This window comes from Winogradskyella sp. PC D3.3 (genome assembly GCF_054366245.1).
On the sequence record NZ_CM135962.1, the window covers coordinates 3,797,134 to 3,819,508 of the forward strand.

Below are 22,375 nucleotides of genomic sequence, written 5' to 3' on the forward strand. Positions count from 1 at the left end.
ATTGCCTTATCACAACCATATAAAACCTATTTATGACTTGGAGGATTTAATAATGAGCTTTTTTGTTAATAGATGAAATCTAATAAACAATAAAATTGCTGCTACGGTTAATCCTGCAATAAGTCCAATCCAGATACCAAGACTGCCATAAGCTTCAGCTTTCCCTAAATAATAACTAATAGGAAATCCAACCACCCAATACGATATAAAGGTAATTATAGTAGGTATTTTTACATCTTGTAAACCACGTAAGGCTCCTAGAGCAATTACTTGAAGGCTATCACTTATCTGAAAAACGGCTGCTGTTAATAATAATGTTGCTGCAATTTTAACAACTTCGGCTGTATCTACTGCATTTTCAGGATCATCTAAATCGACATATAAATCTGGAAGCACTTGATGAAACGCCACAAAGAGTAAGGCAAAAATTACCGCAAAAATAAAGCCAACAAAAAATATAGATTCTGCAATACGTTTTAAAGCTTTAAAATCATTTAATCCTTTTTGGTTCCCCACTCGTACCATGGCTGCAACACTTAATCCTGTTGCCACCATAAAGGTCATAGACGATAAATTTAAAGCAATTTGATTGGCCGCTTGTGCATTAGCGCCTAAAGTGCCACTTAGCCATATGGCTGCCGTAAAAATACCGACTTCAAAAAACATTTGCATAGCACTAGGCAATCCTAAATTGCTCAGTTTTTTAATGGGCTGCTTACTCAATTCAAAGAACTTTATATTCGTTACATAGGCTTTCGATTTTTCGCGTTTTGCTAGTAACCACCATAAATAAGCGACCATAACAAAACGAGAAACTAAGGTCCCAACAGCCGCTCCAACAATGCCCATTTCAGGAAAACCAAACTTTCCAAAAATTAAGACATAGTTAATGGCAACATTGAGCAAATTGGCTACGATTGTAGCATACATAGGGTATTTGGTTAGCGACAAACCATCACTAAATTGTTTAAACGCCTGAAAAACAATCAATGGAACTAACGAAAAGGCTACTAAATCTAAATACGGAATAGCTAAATCGACAACTTCTTCTGGCTGATCCATAATATACATTAAAGGCTTAGCAAATAATAAGATGCCAAATAAAACCAATCCTAAAACCATGCAAAGAAAAAGACCATGCTTAAACACTGATTTTCCTTTTTCAAAATCATTCTCGGTATCTGCTTCAGCCACTAGAGGTGTAATTGCTGTAGAAAAACCAATACCTAAAGACATGGCAATAAAAACAAAACTGTTACCTAAAGATACTGCTGCCAATTCTGCTGCACCTAATTGGCCAACCATTATATTATCTATAAAACTCACAAAAGTATGACCAAGCATACCCAACATCACTGGAGATGCGAGTTTAAGATTGTATCTGAATTCTTTAGTGTAGTTGCTTAAAACCATGGTGCAAAAGTAATACTTACTTTTAGTTTTAAGAATGAATTATTTAGTAATTTATAGGCCTTTTTAAAATTTTGTGAGTACTCTAATTGCGCTCTAAAATAAACAGCTCTTAATCAATCCGTTTTGCTTGAGTTAAAAAAGAGAGGCCTTGCTGCCCTGATGTAGATGTCATTACTCCTTCAAAAATAGGTTCCGGACAATCTTTAGGTGTTTTCCAATCAAAAATAAAATTACCACCTGTACCACCTGCAATATCGACCTCATTGATAACAATATCTAACGTTTCCATTGGTGTTAAGTAAACAGGTTTATCAAAATACGTTTTTAATAAGGTACCATGTGTATCGTAATAATCGACTTTAGATAAGAAGATACTGTCTTTAGCACTTGCATTTCGTATACTTATCATCGCCGTCAGGTTATAGGTTTTGTGCTGTGAATAACTATAAATCTGAGAATAAACGGATAAATAAGAGGTCCCTGAATCTAATGAATCTGAAAGTTTATAATTGACTTGGCGTTCACCCCAATTAATTTTCTCATATGTATCATTATTCAACACTTCATTACAACCGTAAAAACCAAAAAGCACTATAAATAAAACGAGTATTCTTTTCATGATGTGGTAATTTGATTTAGAATTAATGATAACACTAATAGATTGAACATTAGTTTTAAGCAGTTAATTATAACGATAAATTTTAGAACTGCAAATAAAAACTAAACATTATTAGTCTTGGTACTTCGTCCTTATTTTAATTTTACAATACTAAAGTCGTCCCTAAGATCTTATTTATTTCTATTAAACTTTCTTCATTATCTAAAAGCAGTACTAACGTATCATTTGCTTCAATAACAGTAGAACCTCCTGGACGCACAAACTTATTATTTCGCTTAATCATTACAATAAATGCCGATTTTGGAAAATGTAAATCAATAATTCGTTTATCTACAGCAAAACTATTCTGAGGTATTGCAATTTCTTCCATTGCAGATTTAGGCAAGTTAAGAATATAACGATCATTCTCTGCAATAGGTTTCACTTCTTCTGGCAAGGCCACATTTAACCATTTCGCAAAAAGCGATAAGGTTGTACCTTGAATTAAAACAGAAGTCACCGAAATAAAGAAAACAATATTAAATATCATATTAGCCTTATCGATTCCGGCTAAAAGCGGATAGGTTGCAAATACTATAGGTACTGCTCCACGCAAACCAACCCACGAAATATAAAAGCGTCTTCTCAATTTCATTTTAAAAAAGATAAGACTTATAAACACCGCTGCAGGTCGCGCCACAAGAATAAGAAAGACTGAAATTAACAATCCAATTCCCATATAAGGAATAATTTGGGAAGGAAAAACAAGTAAGCCTAAGGTAAGGAACAGCACAATTTGCATTAACCAAGCCATACCATCAAACATTTTCAAAATCGTAGATTTATGAATTAAATCTTGATTCCCTAAATAAACGGCACATATATAAATAGCTAAGAATCCATTTCCACCGACAAAATCAGTTGCCGAAAATGTAATAAACATCAGCGCAATGACTAAAACAGGGTAAAGTCCTTCGAAACCTAACTTAATTCTATTAATAATAATCCTACTCAATTTACCAAAGGCAAAACCTGCAATACCACCTAAGATCATCTGTTGAAAAAACATGAAAATCATAGTAGAAATACTCTGGTCTTGATTAATTACTAAACTTAAACACGCTAGGGTTAACACATAAGCCATGGGATCGTTACTACCACTTTCGAGCTCTAATGTTGGTCTTAAATTCGTTTTTAATGCTAAATTTTTGGAGCGTAAAATAGAAAATACGGCAGCTGCATCTGTAGAAGATACAATAGACCCTAACAACAAACTTTCATAAATTGTAAAATCCGTAACAAACCAAACAAATACACCAAGTGTTGCTGCGGTAAGAAACACACCTAAAGTAGACAACACCAAACCTTCTTTAAGTATGGGTTTTATGGCTTTAAAATTGGTATCTAAACCACCAGAAAACAATATAAAGTTAAGAGAAATAATACCTATAAATTGGGCTAATTTAGGATCATCAAAACGAATACCACCAATACCATCGGAACCTGCAAGCATTCCTATAGCCAAAAAAAGTATTAATGTTGGCACACCAAATTTATAAGATGTCTTACCTACAATAATACTTATAAAAAGTAATAGAGAACCTATTAAGAGGATGTTTTCAGTGGTTAAATTCATACGCTACTAGTTAAAAACAGCATGCACAAATTTAGGTTTTTTATTAAAAAAACGTGACTAAATAAACGTTTTAAAACGTAGGCATCCAATAAATTATCAACTTCTAAAAAACAGCGTTCAATTCACCATTTTTCCACAAAACAACGTCATTTTAATTACCATATTTATAGTCACTTAAACTCCTTCTATTTATCAGTGAATATCCAATTAACTATAAATCCGACATGGTTTTCTTTGCCTCCTCAAATTCACGCACCATCTCCTCTACAATCTCAGCAACTGGCTTCACATCGTGAATCAATCCTGCAATTTGACCAATCTCTAATTCGCCCTCCTCTAAATCACCTTCAAACATCCCACGTTTAGCTCTAGCTCTTCCTAATAATTCTTTAAGCTGTTCTGGTGTTGGACTTGTTTTATAGAGTTCTTGTAAGTCGTTGTAGAATTTATTCTTTATTAATCTCACAGGTGCTAATTCTTTTAAGGTTAATTGGGTATCACCTTCTTTAGCATCAACAACCACTTGCTTAAACGCTTGGTGTGCTGAAGATTCTTCACTCGCAACAAATCGACTCCCTACTTGTACTCCATCTGCTCCTAGCACCATACAAGCTAACATGGCTTTTCCAGAGGCAATACCTCCTGCTGCAATTAAAGGAATTTGAAGTTGCTCTTTCACCATAGGAATCAACGTCAACGTCGTAGTTTCATCTCTTCCATTATGTCCACCGGCTTCAAACCCTTCGGCTACAATAGCATCGACTCCAGCCTCTTGTGCTTTTAAAGCAAACTTTACACTACTTACCACATGCACCACTGTAATGCCTTTGTCTTGTAACCATTTCGTCCAAGTCTTCGGATTTCCAGCAGACGTAAAAACCACCTTTACACCTTCTTCTACAATAATATCCATGATTTCCTGAACATTGGGATACAACATAGGTACGTTAACCCCAAATGGCTGATCAGTTGCCGCTTTACATTTTTGAATATGTTCTCGCAAAACATCAGGATACATGGAGCCTGCTCCAATTAAGCCTAAGATTCCGGAGTTACTTGCAGCGGACGCTAATTTCCAGCCGCTATTCCAAATCATTCCTGCTTGGATAATTGGATATTTTATGTTGAAAAGTGATGTGATTCTATTGACCATAGTTTAAAATTATTTCTGTTGTAATAGCGTATAAATTTCGGCAATTCATGTGAATTTCACGATTGAAAATGAAGATAATTTTTATTGCCCCAAAGGAATTCTAGTCCAATCTATTTTAGCGACGATGTCTTGTACTTATCAATCGTTATAACTAAGTTCTTTTAGTTATTAGAACTTTTAATAAACTTAAATGTTTTGGAATTAGTCGTCGTTGACAATTTGATTAAATAAATGCCTGAAGCTAAATTGGTCACATTGACAACGTTTGACGTTTCTGTTAGCCATTGCTTCAAAACTTCTTGACCTAATTGATTGTAAATTGAAACTTCTAATTGATCTGCTGCATAAGGCATCTCAATAGTAAGTTTTGTCGCTACTGGATTAGGATAAAAATGAAAACCTTGAAGGTAAGACTCATCTATTGACAATGCGTTACTTCGAGCCAAATCTAAATCTGGAATCCCATAGCCTAAAAAATCATCTGGCATGTTATATTGTGAAGCAGATTGTCTTACTAAATCCATAAGGGCTGTAGGTGAAACATCAGGAATAGCCTGCCATAAAGACGCAATACCACCACACACAATTGGCCCACTAAACGATGTGCCATTATTCTGTACAATACTATTAAATTCATCGATGACATAAGCGGTTCCGGCTCTAGCAACCACATCCGGTTTTTGATAGCCTACTTGCGCAGCACTGCCTTGTGAGCTAAAGGCAACATAATTACCATCGGCATCTACACCTCCAATAGAGAGTACCTTTGGGGAATCTGCAGGGGCACCAACCGTTTGCCAAGTCGTAGCACCAGAATTCCCAGCACTAACCACAACCAAAATCCCTTTTTCAGCAGCTATAGAAGCACCTTTAGAAATATAAGCCGTTTGCCCATTCATATCCAATGGTGTATAGTCATAATTAGAATTGTCATAAGTTTGATAGCCTAATGAGGTATTAATCATATCAACTCCCAAACTATCTGCACGTTCTGCAGCTTCTACCCAATAACTTTCCTCCACCGGATTTTCACTTCCAGAATCTTCTGTTCTAAACAAATAATAAGAAGCATCTGGCGCTGTGCCAACATATTGATCTTGCACAAATGCGGCCATTGTACTCAATACTTTTGTACCATGATTATTTCCTGTAAAGGCATAAACATCTTCGTTTCTATCTACAAAATCATAACCATTGAGTAAACCTCCGTTATCTCGTAAACGCTGAAAAGCGGCCATCGTATTTACATTTGGAAAACCAGCATCCATCACAGCAATTGTAATGCCTTCGCCTGTAAAATCAGCCAAATGAAGATGATCTACAGTAATCATTTCTACTTGATTTTGTGTATCACCATAAGTAAATGTAGTGGTTTCATCTTCGATTTCTGTTTTACTGTATTGTGTTGTACTCCGTAAAGAGGCATTTAGACTATGATTAGCAAAGGCAATGGTTTCAACAAAAGTTAAATTCATCAAAGCATTAATATCCGCTTCTGTTCCTCTAACATGAACAGCATTAAACCATTTGGATTTTGCCAAGACTGTGATTCCTGTTTGATTTTTTAATTCTGAAATATAGGCCTCATTTACAGGCACATCGCGTTCATCAATAGCTATATTATAATTTTGCTTTCTGTCGATGGCTTTTTGTGTAAGTATACTAATAGGATTGGCTATTGACTCCGCAACGTTTGGTTTGTCTATAAGGTAAACCCAGGCATCTTCTTGTGCATAACTATAAGTGATAAAAATTAAAAGTAGAAGTGTAAAACTGTTTTTCATAGAACTATTAATTATTGGACTAAAATATAGGTATTAGTGGACTATCTTATAAAAAAACATTCCTATAAGCTACGCTTGCTTGTTTTAAAACAACATTTAATTGTTTCTCATAAATAACAATCCTATTGCAAATCCTTTTGTGATACACAAATTATTGAATTACAACTGATCAAACAGATCAACCGTAATTTAAGAAATAACTCCTGAGCCTAACAATTCGTCTTCTATATACCAAGCTACAAACTGACCTTCGGTAATTGCGGATTGTTTATTTTCAAATTCCACATACATACCAGAAGCGACTTTATGCAAAGTAGCTTTTTCTAAGGTTTGTCTATAGCGAATTCTCGCCATAACGTCCATAGTTTCACCTTCGTTTATAGCTAAATCTTCGCGTACCCAATGCAATTCTTCGTTAGACACAAACAACACATTTCGGTATAACCCTGGATGTTGTTTTCCCTGACCTGTATAGATTATATTAGCATTAACATCTGTGTCTATCACAAACAAAGGTTCTACAGTACCACCAACACCCAATCCTTTTCGTTGGCCTTTGGTAAAATAATGTGCCCCTTGATGCTTGCCAACGACTTTCCCATCGGTTACATTATAGGTTGGTTTTTTAGATAAAAACGCTAATTCATTTTCTTTTGAATCGAACTCTGGAAGTGCTTGATTATAGGTTTCAAATGTATCTGCCACTTCAACAATAGCACCTACTTTAGGTTTTAATTGTTGTTGTAAAAATTCGGGTAATCTTACTTTCCCAATAAAACACAAGCCTTGAGAATCTTTCTTTTCGGCTGTAATTAAACCTTGAGCTTTAGCAATTGCTCTTACTTCTGGTTTTTGTAATTCGCCTATAGGAAACAATGCTTTTGCCAATTGCTGTTGTGATAATTGACAAAGAAAATACGATTGGTCTTTATTATCATCTGCACCAGCTAACAACTGATGGATCTGTTTTCCGTCTTTTTCAATCGTTCCTTTTCTACAATAATGCCCCGTTGCTACGTAATCTGCTCCTAATTCTAAAGCAATATCCATAAAGACATCAAACTTTATTTCGCGATTACAAAGTACATCGGGATTTGGGGTACGTCCTTTTTCGTATTCATTAAACATATAATCGACAATACGTTCTTTATATTGCACACTTAAATCGACTGTTTGAAAAGGAATTCCTAATTTATCTGCCACTAACATAGCATCATTACTATCTTCTAACCACGGACATTCATCAGAGATCGTTACAGAATCATCGTGCCAGTTTTTCATAAACAAGCCAATAACTTCATAACCTTGTTCTTTTAAAAGATAGGCGGCAACACTAGAATCTACCCCTCCTGAAAGTCCTACGATGACTCTTTTCATATTATTTAATCTCTTTTTATTTGAACATCTATTCGAGTAATTTCGATTTTTTATCGGAATTGTATCGAGAACATTCTTACCTTAAATTACTTCTCGATACAAAATTCACTAGAAAGGTGAATTTTACTCGAAATGATATAACGCTACTCAAGAGAAACGTCATGCTTAGTTCGAAAATATTCGGCAAAATTACAAAATAAAAAAGGCAATCCTATTAAGATTGCCATTCTGAAATTCTATAGAGCGCATAGTTTTAAGCTATTCTTTCTTATATAACACTTCTTGAGTTGTATGATCTATCTCTTTGGTGAGTACACCATCTTTATAATATTTCCAAATGCCCTTTTTCTGACTTTTTATATAATTACCTTCTGAAACAACTTTACCTCTGGCATCATAATGAATGCTTTTGCCCTCTAAATGACCATCCTTATAATTAGCATGTCTTAGCAATACATTTTTTTCAGAATACCACTTAGATTCACCATGAAGGTCTCCATTTTTGTAATTAGCACTTTCTGCAACCACTCCATTTTTAAAATAAACAAAGCGTTCACCATCTAACAATCCGTCATCGTTATAATTTTCAACAATCATTTTGGCATTAGAGTTTTTATGATAAAACGTCCATTGCCCTATAAAGCGTTTGCCATTCATTTTACCCGCACTAATTACTTTTTTTGTTGAAGCATAAAACGTTACATCTGTAATACTGTCGTTTTCATTAAAGACTTTAATGGCACTGAGAACACTTTTTCCTGAAGATAAGGTATAGAATTTAAATGAGTCAACTTCCTTTCCATGTCTAAAGAAACCCTCATAACGTTTTTGTTTAGTGTTATGGTAGTTTTTTGTCCATTTACCGTGCCTTAACCCATTCTCATCAAATTGATTCACTGGGTTTTGCGCATAAGCAGATGTTAAAAATAGTGTTAAAGTGAAAAGCGTAAAAACATTTTGTTTAATCATTTTGTATTTTTGTTAAACAAACCAAGAAGGTTTGAATGTTGAACAATATAAAAACTCAAAACAATGAAAATTATTTCAAAAAACTTCAAATTACTTACAGTATTTCTATTGGTTATAGGTATTACATCTTGTAGTGATGATGATGACAATGGCACCGCAACAACTCCGACAACAGTAGTTGACATCGCTTTAGAAAACAATTTAACATCGTTAGCTGCGGCATTACAAGCAACAGACTTAGTTACAACCTTACAAGGTGAAGGCCCTTTTACTGTATTTGCACCAAGCAATGCTGCCTTTGCCCAATTATTATCGGATACAGGTTTAGATTTAAACAATTTATCTACCTCTGAAAATGCTTTGGTAAAAAATATTTTATTAAACCATGTGATTATTGGTTCTACTTTAACGTCTTCAAATTTAATTGATGCTGGCTCAGGATATACCAATACTGCTGCAACAGGGCCCAATGGTACTAATTTAAGTTTGTATTTCACAACTTCTAATGGAGTTATGCTAAATGGCGCTTCAACAGTGACAAATGCCGATAATGTAGCTAGTAATGGTATTGTACATATAGTTGACGAAGTTATAGGCTTACCAACTATTGCCACATTTGCAACAACCAATCCTGCTTTATCAAATTTAGTAGCAGCATTAACCTTAGCAGACTCTGGTACACCAACAGTTCCTTATATTTCTACAGTTTCTGACGCTTCAGCTGGACCATTTACAGTATTTGCTCCAACGAACGACGCTTTCGCTAATTTGTTATTAGAGTTAGATCCTTCAGGAAATACAGCTCTTGGTGATTTAGATGCTGCAACTGTAGACGCTGTTTTAACGTATCATATTGTAAGTGGTAACATACAATCTAGTGGCTTACCAAATGGAGCCGTTATGACATTAGGTGGCGAAATTATGGCTGACAATACTGCTTTTACATTAACAGATCCTAATAATCGTAGCAGTAATATTGTAACGAGTTTAGTAGATATTCAGTCAATCAATGGTGTAGTACACGTTATTGACACCGTACTTTTACCAATGCAATAAATATAAAAAAAGAGGGTTCTCCCCTCTTAAGGTTTTAGGTTGATTAATTAGTTAAGAAAAGGCTCAAACGGTAAAAGGTTTGGGTCTTTTTTATTGTAATACTTTAGAAAAATAAATGCGTCGATGCCCTTTTGGGAAATCTTTAATTTCACCAATAATGGTATATCCGTTTTTAATATAAAATGCTTCTGCCTGAAAATCAAACGTATCAACCATAGCAATATTAGCACCACGTTTAATAGCTTCCTTTTCAACATAGCTTAATAGTTTTGTTCCTAAGGCCTGATTTCTATAATCTGCATCAACCCATAGAATTTTAATCTCTAAACCATTCCAATAATTGATTCCTGATAAAACACCCGAACAACGGTATCTTTTTCATTCTTTATACTAAAATCTAAAGGTGTCCAAATCTCTGATAATGCCGGTACTTTTTCTAAGTTATAAGTATTAAGGCCATCCACAATTATTTTAATAGCTGCTTTATTACAAACTTCGCGGGTCATCTATTTAGATTAGTTAATAAAAATAGCCTCAACAAAACTGTTGAGGCTATACTGATCTATACGAATAGAAAGAAAACGAATTATTTTTTCTTCCCTTTTTGTTGTGCTTGTTTTTGCTGCTCAGCTTGTTCCATCATTTCAGCCATTTTCTTCTGAAACTTATTTTGTTTCTTAGGCTTTGTTTTGCTGACTTCAATCTTAGCTAACACTTTATCTTCATCGATAATGTAGTTTTTAATCACTAACATAATACCAATACTAATTAGGTTAGAAATAAAATAATACAAACTTAACCCAGAAGCATAGTTGTTAAAGAACACTAACATCATAATTGGCGAGAAGTAAATCATGTACTTCATCATTTTAGCCATATCTGGCATTCCTTCTTGTGTTGGCTGTGTTGCCATTTGCTGACCAGTCGTCATTTTCATATAAAAGAAAATAGCAATTGCAGCTAAAATTGGGAATAAAGCAACGTGATCCCCGTATAATGGAATATGAAAAGGTAAATCTAAAACAGAATCATAAGAACTTAAATCGTCTGCCCAAAGGAAACTTTTTTGTCTTAACTCAAAAGCTGTTGGAAAAAACATAAACAATGCATAAAACACTGGGATCTGCATTAAACCAGGTAAACAACCGCTCAATGGACTCGCTCCTGCTCGGCTTTGAATGGCCATGGTTTCTTGTTGCGCTTTTAACTTATTATCCTTGTACTTTTCTCTCACAGCATCTAATTCTGGCTTTAAGATTTTCATCTTTGCCTGAGATAAGAATTGCTTATATTGAACAAAAGACAATACAATTTTCACCAAAACAGTCATAACAATAATGGCGATTCCATAAGGTAAGATCCCACTAAGGAAACCAAATAACGGAATAAATAGCATTTTGTTTATCCATCCAAAAATACCCCAACCAAACGGAATACTTTTTTCTAAACCTTTATCGTATTTTTTTAATGTTGTATTATCTGTAGGACCATAGTACAGGCCTAAGTTTTTATTTAATTCACCTCCACTATAAGCCAATGGCATTTTAGAGGTATACAACTTAGTATATAAGGTATCTATTTCTTCATCTTCTACTAAATCGGAAGAAGTTACTGTTGCTTTTTTAAATGGGCTATCATTAGCGACTAAAATAGAACTAAAGAAGTGTTGTCTATACGATAGCCATTCAACATCGTCAATCATTTCATCATCATCACTAGCTTGTGACAATTTATCCACCTTACCATCATCATACATGTATGTTAATCTTGTATAACGATTTTCGTAACTTATACTTTTTGAATGACGAATACTTTTTTGTTTCCAATCTAATTCAATTGGTTGTGACGTATTAAAGACACCACTTAAACCTTGAGATTTAATTGAGAAATCAATCATATAATCATTAGGCTTCAACTCGTAACGGTATTCTAAAAATGCCGTTTCAGAAACCTTCAATTTCATGGATACTATTGTATTTTCTCCATTCTTAGTAACTGTTGGTTGAAAAGGAAAATCTTGCGTATTTAACGTTCTATGATCCGAAGTACCAAATGTAATATTAAAAGCACTATTATTATCCTTAACCATATAAACAGGTACCGAATCATAATCTACAAAGTTTTTCAATTTAACTTCAGCAAGATGGCCACCTTTGTTATTAAATTTTAATTCAAAAACATCTGTTTCAACCGTTGTTTGCTTATCTGATGCTGAAGGCAAGGTTAAGGCATAAGCAAAAGAGCCAACCTTATTTTGAAGTGCAACTTTCTGAGTAGAATCTAAAACTTGCGCATTGGTAACAAAATCGGCCGAAGTTGTTACCAAACTTTCGTTTTGTTTACTTTGATTTTTATCAGCTTCAACCTGTTCTTGTTCCGCTTTTTTCTGAGCTTCAAGTTCTTCAGGACTTGGTTGATTTTGGTACATTATGTACAAAAGTATACCAAAAATGAGGACAAAACCTATTATTGATTTAACATCGAATTTCTTTTCTTCCATCTTTAATTTTCAATTTTAGACCTGTCATGTTTTAAACATCTGACAGGTCTTATAAGGTAACAATTGAACAACCCAAAAAACTGTCCAAAATTTATTTTACGTCAAAGTGACATATTATTTATTACTTTTCTTCTTCTTGTATTTTAGAGCAGCAGCGACAAAAGCGACAAATAAAGGATGTGGATTTTTCACTGTACTCTTATATTCTGGGTGATATTGCACACCAACGAACCAATCATTTTCAGGTATTTCAACGATTTCGACTAATCCTGTTTCCGGATTTAGACCTGTCGCTTTCATGCCTGATTTTTCAAATTGAGACTTATAATCGTTATTAAACTCAAAACGATGTCTGTGTCGCTCTGTAATGGTTTCCGATTTATAAACCTTGTAAGCAATACTATCCTTTTCAATTTGGCAATCCCAAGTACCTAAACGCATGGTTCCACCTTTATTAACGATACCTTTTTGTGATGCCATTAAATTAATTACAGGATTTGGAGTCTGCTCATCCATTTCAACCGAATTCGCATCTTTAAGATTTAGTACATTTCTAGCATATTCTATTACTGCCATTTGCATACCTAAACATATTCCTAAAAACGGAATGTTTTGCTCACGTACAAAACGCACAGCATCAATTTTACCTTCAATACCACGTTCTCCGAAACCTGGTGCCACTAAAACACCGTCTAAATGTCCTAGTTTAAATTCTATATTGCTTTCTGATAAATATTCAGAATGAATCGGTTCTACATTGACTTTAACCTCGTTTTCTGCACCTGCATGTATAAACGACTCTAAAATCGATTTATAAGAATCTTGAAGCTCTACATACTTACCAATTAAACCAATGGTAACTTCACTTTTAGGATTTTTATGACGCTTTAAAAATTCGTTCCAACGTTTTAAATCTGGAACATCACTTTTAAGTTGTAGTTGATCTAAAACTACTTTATCTAAGCCTTCTTCTAACATTAAGTTTGGCACATCGTAAATCGTAGAAGCATCAATAGACTCTATAACCGCCTCCTTTTTGACATTACAAAAACGTGCTAATTTGGTTTTTATACTATCACTAAGTGGGTGTTCTGTTCTACAAACTAATATATCAGCTTGCACGCCACTTTCCATCAAGGTTTTTACACTGTGTTGGGTTGGTTTCGTTTTTAATTCACCTGCAGCGGATAGGTATGGAACTAACGTTAAATGAATAACACAGGTATTGTGTTCGCCCAAATCCCACTCTAACTGTCTAACGGCTTCAATATATGGTAACGACTCAATATCACCAACAGTACCACCTATTTCAGTAATGACAATATCATAATCACCCGAATTTCCTAATATTTGAATTCGGCGTTTGATCTCGTCTGTTATATGTGGAATGACTTGGACTGTTTTTCCTAAAAACTCGCCGCGTCTTTCTTTATTAATAACACTTTGGTATATTCTACCAGTGGTTACATTATTTGCTTGCGATGTTGGTACGTTTAAAAAACGTTCGTAATGGCCTAAATCCAAATCCGTTTCCGCTCCGTCATCAGTAACATAGCATTCGCCATGCTCGTAAGGATTTAAAGTACCTGGATCAATGTTAATGTATGGATCTAATTTCTGAATGGTTGTTCTGTAACCTTGGGCTTGTAAAAGTTTAGCCAAAGAAGCAGCTATTATGCCTTTTCCTAGAGAAGAAGACACGCCTCCTGTTACAAAAATGTATTTAGGGTTTGTGGTCATGATGCGATTTTAAACGCAGGCAAAATTACAAAATTTAATGAGTTATTCCCTATTTGTTTATCGTTTGTTGATATGTTATTATTTCTATCTGTTTTAATTAAAAAATAACCCCCTTAATTAATGGTTTACAAAGGGTTACAAATAAACATTTAAAACGAATTGAAAAAGAAATCCTTGTAAAGTAAAATGGAATTGCAAAAGTATTTAGTAGAGCCATACGAATAGCAAGAAAATAAGTTTCAACTTATTAATTTCCCTTATCCATTTCTGCTGCATTAAATCAAATGTCTTCTAAAAAAAAGAGAGCGCTATACGCATTAAACTGCCCATACCGAGTTTTGAAATTCTTATAATATATCTTATTTTTTCATCAAAACATTAGATCTATAAGCACCAGTATCTACTTAACAAATAATATGATGACATTGCCGCTTTGTTGCAACTCAATATGAATACCCTTACGTCGTGATTCACAGTATGAATACCACATAATCGCAATAACGATAAAGCCCCTATTAAAAGCACCTTAATTCTGCTTTCTGAAATCTCGGCGAATCGTATAGATCAATTCTTCCAATCCATTGATTTTTATTTCACACATTTGTGCCATCATACGTCCCAATTTCCCATCAGGAAATCCTTTTTGTTGATACCAGATATAATAATATTCTGGGATATCTATAAGGTATTGATTTTTGTATTTGCCAAAAGGCATTTTGTAATGCGCTAATTCAATTAAAACTGTACCGTCTAATTCCATTTTAATTAAATTTTAGTGTAGATAAAAAGTATGGCATCACTGCGACTTATAGTCTTCAAATTTATTAAGCTCGTTTTGGATTGTTATCTCCCATTCCTTTTGCATTTCTCTATTCATAGAATGGTTGGTTTGCGCATCGTAACGTTGTTGAGTTTCGTTAACGGCTTCATTAATTGTAGCCTGTAAACGTTTCATCTGTTCCTTCACATTTTGATTTACTATTAGCTTCGTTATTTGTGCTCTAAATTGACGTGCATATAGTTCTGTGATATCAAAGTGTAATTGTTCATGTCTTAAAATATAAGGATTCCCTTTACTTTTGACATACCACGATTTATTTGGATAAAAATGCGCTTCTACTGTTGCTGTAAAATCCACAATTTGTTTCCCTGAAGTTTTTACAGCATACCCAAAAGTAATCCCTGAAGCTGTTAACGCTACAGCATCTGATTCTAAATCTGGAGTTCCTTTAAAGTCCTCCCAAGTTAGTTTGGCCCTATCATTCCAGGTAAAAGATTCCTCATTTGAAGGACTTCCTAGAAACAGAATGCTTAATACAATAAGTAGATTTTTCAAGAGTAATTATTTCAAATTAAAAGTAATCGTTTTTCCTATTGAAGCATACTAAATGCACTATAAGAATATTAAACAACGATTAATAACAATTATTAAGGTATTATTTGGCCTTTACAATTCTAAGGTCATCATACTTTACAATGTATACCGCTTCATTAATATAACCACCCAATGGCGCTTTTTTGTATCTGAATTTATTTTCAATATACTCCGTTTCAATTGCATCTGTAGAAGCCTCATATAAATTTTCGGCAGAAGCCAAACGCATTAAAAGATCTAAAGTTATATCAAATCCACGCGCCACATATTTACTTGGTGTAACGCCATACTCTTTTCGGTAAGCATCAACAAAACCATTAGATTTTGTTACATCAAAATCTTTATAAACGGATGGATAATGAAATTTAAGATGCGACAAGTTATTATTATCGATATCCTTACCTTCAAACGCCTTCCCTTTGTTTAGAGTTGCTAATATAATTTCAGTTTTATCGACAGCAAAACCGTTGAGCATACTAATAACACTAGACGCTAAAGATATATTATCTGTTTCTAAAAACACTATGGTTTTACCTGGTTTAAATACATTTTTCAAATGTGCATGGTATATATAATAGGCATCCTTGGTTTTGTCTTTTTTATCTTTTTGCGTTAAGATCAATTTAGAGTTTGGAAATTGTTTCTGTAAAGCCTCACTACTTGCTTTATGCGCATGATCTGAAATGATAACCACTTTTGTCTTCAAACTATCTACTTTCATAAAATCAATCATGGTCTTAGTCAATAACCTCTCTTCTGGTATCGTCTGAAAAACATTATCAAATACCTGCTTCGGTTTATTCATAGCGGCAATAACAGGAATATTATCTGCTTTTAATGTCATTGCTACCCGACTAAAACTATTTTCTTCCATTGGACCGATAACGGCATCATAATCTGAGAAATCATTTTCGGCTAATATTTCTGCTGTTTTTGAAACATGGTAACCAGTATCAAAAACTTTTAAATCTGTTGAAATCCCCAATTGTTTTGCAGAGTCTAAAGCCATCATAACTCCTACATGAAAATCTAATACAACAGATAATCGTTTGTCGTTTTTAATTCGCTCTTTGGTTTCTTCAATAGCATCTACATCGATTCTATCTAATCGATACGGCATCATTAAGGCAATTTTTTTAGTCTTAAAGTTAGACAAACTACTTTTTAAGTTTGTAGTTTCTACGGCATCTAAACGCGTTGTGGTATCAACAACTCCTGTTGGAACTTTTAAAACCATTCCTGCTTTTAAACCTGTTTCTTTTAACTCTGGGTTTAGTGCCTCTAATTGTTCTTGTGTTAAATTAAGTTTGACCTTTAATCTATAAAATCCTTCTTTAGGTAACACTTCATAATAACCAAAAGTCGGCTCAATTTGCTTTTCCTCTGTATCATTTATATTAGGAACATTAAGCACGTCTCCAGGCTGAATAGTTTCATTCATAGATGGATTTAAAGCTTCTAAATCTGCGACAGTAATCCCAAATTTATAGGCAATTCTCCATTTTCCTTCCTTAGGTTGAACGGTGTATTTTTTCACCGTATTCGTCAAAGTTTGTTTAGATGCAACGGTTCTAAATCTTGGGATTCTAATTTTATCACCTTTTTTTAGGTTTTCAGAATACAAAAAACGGTTTGCTTTTTTTATTTCATCTTCAGAAACACTGTATTCTTGCGCTAAGCCATATAAGGTTTCTTTGCGTTTCACTTTATGATTCTTATAACCAATAAGCTCCCTACTATCTTCTACAATAGACGCATTCTTAACTTTAGAATTCGGTATAATTAAGATAGTATTAGGTTGAAACTTACGTTTAGCATCAGGATTTAGTGCATAAATGTCAAATGGAGTTACTAAATAGCCTTTAGCTATACTTTCAATTGTTTCACCTGGTTTAACGGTATGCTCAATATAATCTTGGGCACTTAAACCTATTGTAAAAGTAATTAAAAGGATGGTTAAAATATTTCTCATGTATTCTGTTTTACTACAAACTGTACTTTGATTTCGCTCAGCAACTAGTTCGTATTTTTATTCCCACTCAATAGTGGCAGGTGGTTTTGAACTGATATCGTAAACGACTCTATTCACACCTTTCACTTTATTTATAATTTCGTTTGATGTCTTTTGTAAAAACTCATATGGTAAATTTACCCAATCAGCCGTCATTCCGTCGGTACTCTCCACTGCTCTTAAAGCTACACATTTTTCATAAGTACGCTCATCTCCCATCACTCCAACACTATTTACGGGTAACAACATCGCACCTGCTTGCCATACCTTATCATATAGATTCCAAGAACGAAGATTATTTATAAAAATAGCATCGACTTCTTGTAATATACGTACTTTTTCTGCGGTTAGATCTCCGAGAATTCGAATTGCTAAACCTGGACCAGGAAATGGATGACGCCCTAAGAGTTGTTTATCCATATTCATAGAAGCCCCAACACGTCTTACTTCGTCTTTAAATAAAGCCTTTAAAGGCTCCACAACCTTAAGCTTCATATAATCTGGTAAGCCACCAACATTGTGGTGACTTTTTATTGTTGCACTTGGACCACCTGTTGCGGACACACTTTCAATAACATCTGGATAAATAGTGCCTTGTGCCAACCATTTCACATCTTGTATTAAATGTGCTTCATCATCAAAAACTTCAATGAACACCCGCCCAATGGCTTTTCGTTTTAACTCTGGATCACTCAATCCTGCTAAAGCATCCAAAAAGCGTGCCGAAGCATCAACTCCTTTAACATTAAGCCCCATACCTTCGTATTGTTTTAACACATCTACGAATTCATTTTTACGTAACAAACCATTATTTACAAAAATACAATACAGGTTTTCACCAATAGCTTTGTGCAATAACATAGCGGCTACAGACGAATCTACTCCACCTGATAAACCAAGCACCACTTTATCATTACCTAATTGTGCTTTAAGACTATCAACGGTTTCTTCAACAAAAGATTGTGGTGTCCAATCTTGTTCCACTTTAGCAATCTTAATTAAGAAATTGCTTAAAAGCTGATGACCATCTGTAGAGTGATATACTTCAGGATGAAACTGAATAGCATAGGTGTCTTCGCCTTCAATTTTATAAGCCGCATTTTCAACGTCTTTTGTACTTGCTAAAAGCACTCCTCCTGTTGGTAATTTTTTAATCGTATCACTATGGCTCATCCAAACTTGGCTGCCTTCATGTATATTTTCAAAGAAATCTTCGTCTGGCTTTACAAAACTTAAATTTGCTCTTCCATATTCTCTGGTATTTGATTCTGCGACTTCTCCGCCTGAAAAATGCGCCAAATATTGCGCACCATAGCAGACTGCAAGCATCGGTTTTTTTCCTCTGATACTCTCTAAATCAGGATGGAGAACTGCTTCGCCTCGCACGGAATTAGGACTACCAGATAAAATAACAGCTTTAAAGCTATCTGAATCTGAAGGAATTTTGTTGAATGGGTGAATTTCGCAATAGATATTTAATTCTCTAACGCGACGCGCAATAAGCTGTGTGTATTGCGATCCGAAATCTAATATTAGGACTTTGTTGTGTTGCATGCGCAAAAATAGTAAGGTTTTCGGAATTACTATTTATCAATCACCATTTTTTGCATTAACTTTTTAACAAGTGAAATCTATAATTAAACTATTAAAAAAAGTAAAGGGATTATTTTGCTATTAAAATCGTGATGTCACTTAAACCATCGAGTCTAAAATCATCTCAATATCACGCTCTGTTGTATCTGGGTTTATAAAACAAAACCGTGAACACGTTTCATAAGTATCACCATTTTTCCATTTGGTTGGTGTCACTAATGCAAAGCCTTTTTCGTGGTTTTCGTAGGTCCAATGTGTATAATCTTCGGGTTTCCAACCTATTCTTCTGTATAATACACAAGATAAACTTGGTGCTCTCACCAATTCCAAATCTGGATGCGCTTCAATGAGTCGCCCTGCTATTTGTGCCAATTCCAAACCGCGTTCTACAGCTTCTTTATAACGGTCTGTACCATGTGTTGCTAAAGAGAACCATAACGGCAACCCTCTAACACGACGTGTCAGTTGAATTTGGTAATCGGTTGGATTAAACCCATGAGCGCCTTCGTCCTTAAATATTTCGAGATATGAGCCTTGTTGCGAATGGGCATTTTTTGCCAATTCCATATTCTTATAAATCACAGCACCACAATCGTAAGGTGAGAACATCCATTTATGTGGATCAATGGTGATACTATCAGCTTTCTCAATACCCTTAAATAAATGACGTACAGAATCGGCCACTAAAGCCCCTCCTCCATAAGCCGCATCAACATGAAACCATAAATTCTCTTCTTCGCAGACTTTAGCTATGCTATCTAAATCGTCAATGATTCCAGCATTAGTCGTACCTCCTGTTGCAACAACAGCAAACAAACACTTGCGTTGGTGCTCTGTTAATGTAGCAATGGTTTCTCTTAAGGCATTACCTGTTAAGTGCTCTTCAGAATCGACCAAAACGATATCTACATCAGCAACTTTAGCCATGGCTTTTATAGATGAATGTGCACCAATTGAGGTCACAATCAATCCTTTTTCTCGCTTAAACTCTGGATTTTCTCTCCAATGTTCTCTAGCAGTGACAATAGCCGATAAATTAGCGGCTGTACCTCCACTTGTAAAAACCCCAAAAGCACCTTCTGGTAAACCGGTTAAGGACACAATCCATTTCATGGCCTCATTTTCACAAAAAATACCTCCTGCACCTTCCATCCAATACGCGCCATGTATACTTGATGCCGACGTAATTAAGTCGAACATAATGGCCGCTTTCGTTGGTGACGCTGGCACAAAAGCTAAATTCCTTGGGTGATCTACAGGCACATTGGCTTTAGCCAAATGTGCTTTCCAAAGGTTAAAAGCGTATTCTCCACCAACACCTTTTGGTGTTACAGTTTCACCAACTAGTGCTTTTAATTCTTCTGATTTTTTGGGTTTTCCTATTTGATGTTCGGTTGCTGAAACTCTTCCGATGACATATTTCATAACATCCAAAGTCATTTCAATTAACTCAATATCAATATGATGCATTTGCTATTTTAAATTTAGGATTAAAAATTCACCTTTTAGAGGTTCTAAGGCTTTTAATAATTCTGGTATTAATTGATTACCATACTCTAAATACAACTCCGAAAAATTAGTATTTCGTTCTTGTAAACTTTGACCAGGAAACAATTGCTCTTGTAGTTCTGTACAACGTTCAATTTGATCTGCTAATTTCCGTTTTTGGGCTGTTAACAATCGTTTTTCAAGATGTTTTAAACCTTTTAATTGTTTGACTTCTTGTGCTTTTACAGCACCAACAAAGGATTTATCCGTTTGTTCTGCTAAATCATAAAGCCCTTTAAATTGGGTTTCTAAATGTTGAATTTGTTCAGAAAAGTCAATATCTATATTCGATATTTTTCTAACCTTTTTATTAATAAACGAATGTCTATCTAAGAATAAATCGTTATCCGAAATATGCAATTTTTCAAGCTTCTCTGCTTGCTTTGTCGTTTTAACTAAGGCTGAATTTCTTAATAATAACATTGGAAACGTTACCTTTTGCGCTTCAAAATTAGATTTTAATTGTAACCAATAAATCATTTCTCCACCTCCTCCAATGTAACAAAGGTTAGGTAAAATCACTTCTTGATATAAAGGACGCATAATCACGTTTGGCGAAAATCGCTCCGGAAATTCATCAAGATGCTCTAGTAGCTCACTCTTGCTCCAAGAAATATCAGTATCTAGTACCGAATATACTCCTTCATTTTCTACAATACGCTCGCGTAAACCATCTTTAATATAAAAGAGGTTAATTTCTCTCGGATTGACTTGAATCTTTAATTCTAAATCTTCTAATTTCTTATTGGTTTCAGAAACAGTTTTAAATGCTGTTTGTTCTAGCATTTCTTGTTTCATCTGCGGAATAAACAAACGTTTCAGTGCTCTATCATCGGCATCTATAATCACTAAACCATGTTCTCCAAATAATTCGTTAGCCAAATAACGTGTAGCATCTGCTAAATTATGATGTTTAAGATACCCTTCCTTAAACCATCTTTTTAATTGTTCTGCATTTTTTCCACCGCCAAATTCTAAAGCTATCACTTCAAACACGTCATCTAAACCTTCGGTATTAAAATGACCAACAGCTCCTGTTTGCTGAGAATTCCACTGAATCTTTTTGCCTTTAAAATTAAAGTAATTGATTTCTTCAAAATCGTGATCCTCAGAAGCCATCCAATATATAGGGACAAAATTGTAATCTGGATATTCAGCCTTTAATTGCTTCGTTAGATTGATGGTTGAAATAATTTTGTACAGAAAATAAAGTGGTCCTGTAAATAGATTTAATTGATGCCCGGTGGTAATGGTGAAGGTAGTGTCGTGCTTTAGGCTTTCAATATGTTCAATAGTTAATTCTGAAGTGTCAAGGTTTTTATATTGATGCTTTAAGCTTTCAACTAAAACCGTTCTCGACTGCGCACCAACAGACTTTTGCTTTTCTTTTATCTGTGCTTCAAAGTTTTTCAACTTAGGGAAACGATGGTAAAAATCCTTTAGTTCATCTTTTTCAGCGAGATAATCGCATATAAAATCTGAGAAATAATTGGTGTCCTTAAACGGAATATAATTGGTTGGCATTATCAAACTTATTTATGGCATAAATATAAGGCTCTTCAATTTTTTATCTGCTAATTTTTAGTTAATTCAGTTGCACTAACTATCTTTACTAGCTTACA

18 protein-coding genes are annotated in these 22,375 nt (G+C 34.5%); 1 reads left to right on the forward strand and 17 read right to left on the reverse strand.

What is annotated here, in order from left to right; translation table 11 throughout:
* Nucleotides 1-30 precede the first annotated feature (30 nt).
* The 7 genes from ACXGSQ_RS16920 to ACXGSQ_RS16950 all read right to left on the reverse strand — a co-directional run bounded on the left by ACXGSQ_RS16920 (nt 31) and on the right by ACXGSQ_RS16950 (nt 8,930).
* Nucleotides 31-1,413: an MATE family efflux transporter gene (locus ACXGSQ_RS16920; protein ID WP_458627318.1), complete on the reverse strand. Its 1,383-nt coding sequence runs from the start codon at nt 1,411-1,413 to the stop codon at nt 31-33.
* A 109-nt stretch (nt 1,414-1,522) separates the two neighbouring features.
* Nucleotides 1,523-2,032: a DUF3124 domain-containing protein gene (locus ACXGSQ_RS16925; protein WP_458627319.1), complete on the reverse strand. Its 510-nt coding sequence runs from the start codon at nt 2,030-2,032 to the stop codon at nt 1,523-1,525.
* 142 nt (nt 2,033-2,174) lie between these two features.
* Entirely contained in the window at nt 2,175-3,647 is a 1,473-nt protein-coding gene (locus ACXGSQ_RS16930) for a potassium/proton antiporter (RefSeq protein WP_458627320.1), read from the reverse strand.
* 211 nt (nt 3,648-3,858) lie between these two features.
* Nucleotides 3,859-4,800, reverse strand: a complete 942-nt coding sequence (locus ACXGSQ_RS16935) for an NAD(P)H-dependent flavin oxidoreductase (protein ID WP_458627321.1) — start codon at nt 4,798-4,800, stop codon at nt 3,859-3,861.
* Between the two features lie 161 nt (nt 4,801-4,961).
* Nucleotides 4,962-6,584: a S8 family serine peptidase gene (locus ACXGSQ_RS16940; protein WP_458627322.1), complete on the reverse strand. Its 1,623-nt coding sequence runs from the start codon at nt 6,582-6,584 to the stop codon at nt 4,962-4,964.
* A 189-nt stretch (nt 6,585-6,773) separates the two neighbouring features.
* The gene (gene mnmA, locus ACXGSQ_RS16945) at nt 6,774-7,961 is read right to left on the reverse strand and encodes a tRNA 2-thiouridine(34) synthase MnmA (protein ID WP_458627323.1); all 1,188 of its coding nucleotides are present in this window, start codon (nt 7,959-7,961) and stop codon (nt 6,774-6,776) included.
* Between the two features lie 258 nt (nt 7,962-8,219).
* Nucleotides 8,220-8,930, reverse strand: a complete 711-nt coding sequence (locus ACXGSQ_RS16950) for a toxin-antitoxin system YwqK family antitoxin (protein ID WP_458627324.1) — start codon at nt 8,928-8,930, stop codon at nt 8,220-8,222.
* A 63-nt stretch (nt 8,931-8,993) separates the two neighbouring features.
* Between ACXGSQ_RS16950 and ACXGSQ_RS16955 the strand changes: the two genes are divergently transcribed.
* The gene (locus ACXGSQ_RS16955) at nt 8,994-9,986 is read left to right on the forward strand and encodes a fasciclin domain-containing protein (protein ID WP_458627325.1); all 993 of its coding nucleotides are present in this window, start codon (nt 8,994-8,996) and stop codon (nt 9,984-9,986) included.
* A gap of 90 nt (nt 9,987-10,076) precedes the next feature.
* On the opposite strand, the gene ACXGSQ_RS16960 is transcribed toward ACXGSQ_RS16955, so the two are convergent.
* The 10 genes from ACXGSQ_RS16960 to bshC all read right to left on the reverse strand — a co-directional run bounded on the left by ACXGSQ_RS16960 (nt 10,077) and on the right by bshC (nt 22,277).
* Nucleotides 10,077-10,331, reverse strand: a complete 255-nt coding sequence (locus ACXGSQ_RS16960) for a GNAT family N-acetyltransferase (protein WP_458629377.1) — start codon at nt 10,329-10,331, stop codon at nt 10,077-10,079.
* Nucleotides 10,310-10,492 (reverse strand): hypothetical protein, encoded by a 183-nt coding sequence (locus ACXGSQ_RS16965; RefSeq protein ID WP_458627326.1) that lies wholly within the window; start codon nt 10,490-10,492, stop codon nt 10,310-10,312. Before ACXGSQ_RS16965 ends, ACXGSQ_RS16960 begins: the two co-directional genes overlap by 22 nt.
* Before the next feature lie 80 nt (nt 10,493-10,572).
* Entirely contained in the window at nt 10,573-12,486 is a 1,914-nt protein-coding gene (gene yidC, locus ACXGSQ_RS16970) for a membrane protein insertase YidC (RefSeq protein WP_458627327.1), read from the reverse strand.
* 114 nt (nt 12,487-12,600) lie between these two features.
* Complete coding sequence (locus ACXGSQ_RS16975; protein WP_458627328.1) at nt 12,601-14,226, reverse strand: CTP synthase; 1,626 nt, start codon at nt 14,224-14,226, stop codon at nt 12,601-12,603.
* A 526-nt stretch (nt 14,227-14,752) separates the two neighbouring features.
* The gene (locus tag ACXGSQ_RS16980; RefSeq protein ID WP_458627329.1) at nt 14,753-14,986 is read right to left on the reverse strand and encodes a DUF3820 family protein; all 234 of its coding nucleotides are present in this window, start codon (nt 14,984-14,986) and stop codon (nt 14,753-14,755) included.
* Between the two features lie 36 nt (nt 14,987-15,022).
* The gene (locus tag ACXGSQ_RS16985) at nt 15,023-15,562 is read right to left on the reverse strand and encodes a DUF922 domain-containing protein (RefSeq protein ID WP_458627330.1); all 540 of its coding nucleotides are present in this window, start codon (nt 15,560-15,562) and stop codon (nt 15,023-15,025) included.
* A 100-nt stretch (nt 15,563-15,662) separates the two neighbouring features.
* Entirely contained in the window at nt 15,663-17,573 is a 1,911-nt protein-coding gene (locus ACXGSQ_RS16990; RefSeq protein ID WP_458627331.1) for an amino acid ABC transporter substrate-binding protein, read from the reverse strand.
* Nucleotides 17,574-17,630: 57 nt separating this feature from the next.
* Complete coding sequence (gene guaA / locus ACXGSQ_RS16995) at nt 17,631-19,166, reverse strand: glutamine-hydrolyzing GMP synthase (protein ID WP_458627332.1); 1,536 nt, start codon at nt 19,164-19,166, stop codon at nt 17,631-17,633.
* A gap of 138 nt (nt 19,167-19,304) precedes the next feature.
* Nucleotides 19,305-20,675, reverse strand: coding sequence for a pyridoxal phosphate-dependent decarboxylase family protein (locus ACXGSQ_RS17000; RefSeq protein ID WP_458627333.1), 1,371 nt, complete (start codon nt 20,673-20,675; stop codon nt 19,305-19,307).
* Nucleotides 20,676-20,678: 3 nt separating this feature from the next.
* Complete coding sequence (gene bshC / locus ACXGSQ_RS17005; RefSeq protein WP_458627334.1) at nt 20,679-22,277, reverse strand: bacillithiol biosynthesis cysteine-adding enzyme BshC; 1,599 nt, start codon at nt 22,275-22,277, stop codon at nt 20,679-20,681.
* Nucleotides 22,278-22,375 lie beyond the last annotated feature (98 nt).

What these genes read in the sequence shown, in the direction of transcription:
- ACXGSQ_RS16920 (WP_458627318.1), bottom strand. Translation starts at nt 1,413, where the DNA reads ATGGTTTTAAGCAACTACACTAAAGAATTCAGATACAATCTTAAACTC.
- ACXGSQ_RS16925 (WP_458627319.1), bottom strand. Translation starts at nt 2,032, where the DNA reads ATGAAAAGAATACTCGTTTTATTTATAGTGCTTTTTGGTTTTTACGGT.
- ACXGSQ_RS16930 (WP_458627320.1), bottom strand. Translation starts at nt 3,647, where the DNA reads ATGAATTTAACCACTGAAAACATCCTCTTAATAGGTTCTCTATTACTT.
- ACXGSQ_RS16935 (WP_458627321.1), bottom strand. Translation starts at nt 4,800, where the DNA reads ATGGTCAATAGAATCACATCACTTTTCAACATAAAATATCCAATTATC.
- ACXGSQ_RS16940 (WP_458627322.1), bottom strand. Translation starts at nt 6,584, where the DNA reads ATGAAAAACAGTTTTACACTTCTACTTTTAATTTTTATCACTTATAGT.
- mnmA (WP_458627323.1), bottom strand. Translation starts at nt 7,961, where the DNA reads ATGAAAAGAGTCATCGTAGGACTTTCAGGAGGGGTAGATTCTAGTGTT.
- ACXGSQ_RS16950 (WP_458627324.1), bottom strand. Translation starts at nt 8,930, where the DNA reads ATGATTAAACAAAATGTTTTTACGCTTTTCACTTTAACACTATTTTTA.
- ACXGSQ_RS16955 (WP_458627325.1), top strand. Translation starts at nt 8,994, where the DNA reads ATGAAAATTATTTCAAAAAACTTCAAATTACTTACAGTATTTCTATTG.
- ACXGSQ_RS16965 (WP_458627326.1), bottom strand. Translation starts at nt 10,492, where the DNA reads ATGACCCGCGAAGTTTGTAATAAAGCAGCTATTAAAATAATTGTGGAT.
- yidC (WP_458627327.1), bottom strand. Translation starts at nt 12,486, where the DNA reads ATGGAAGAAAAGAAATTCGATGTTAAATCAATAATAGGTTTTGTCCTC.
- ACXGSQ_RS16975 (WP_458627328.1), bottom strand. Translation starts at nt 14,226, where the DNA reads ATGACCACAAACCCTAAATACATTTTTGTAACAGGAGGCGTGTCTTCT.
- ACXGSQ_RS16980 (WP_458627329.1), bottom strand. Translation starts at nt 14,986, where the DNA reads ATGGAATTAGACGGTACAGTTTTAATTGAATTAGCGCATTACAAAATG.
- ACXGSQ_RS16990 (WP_458627331.1), bottom strand. Translation starts at nt 17,573, where the DNA reads ATGAGAAATATTTTAACCATCCTTTTAATTACTTTTACAATAGGTTTA.
- guaA (WP_458627332.1), bottom strand. Translation starts at nt 19,166, where the DNA reads ATGCAACACAACAAAGTCCTAATATTAGATTTCGGATCGCAATACACA.
- ACXGSQ_RS17000 (WP_458627333.1), bottom strand. Translation starts at nt 20,675, where the DNA reads ATGCATCATATTGATATTGAGTTAATTGAAATGACTTTGGATGTTATG.
- bshC (WP_458627334.1), bottom strand. Translation starts at nt 22,277, where the DNA reads ATGCCAACCAATTATATTCCGTTTAAGGACACCAATTATTTCTCAGAT.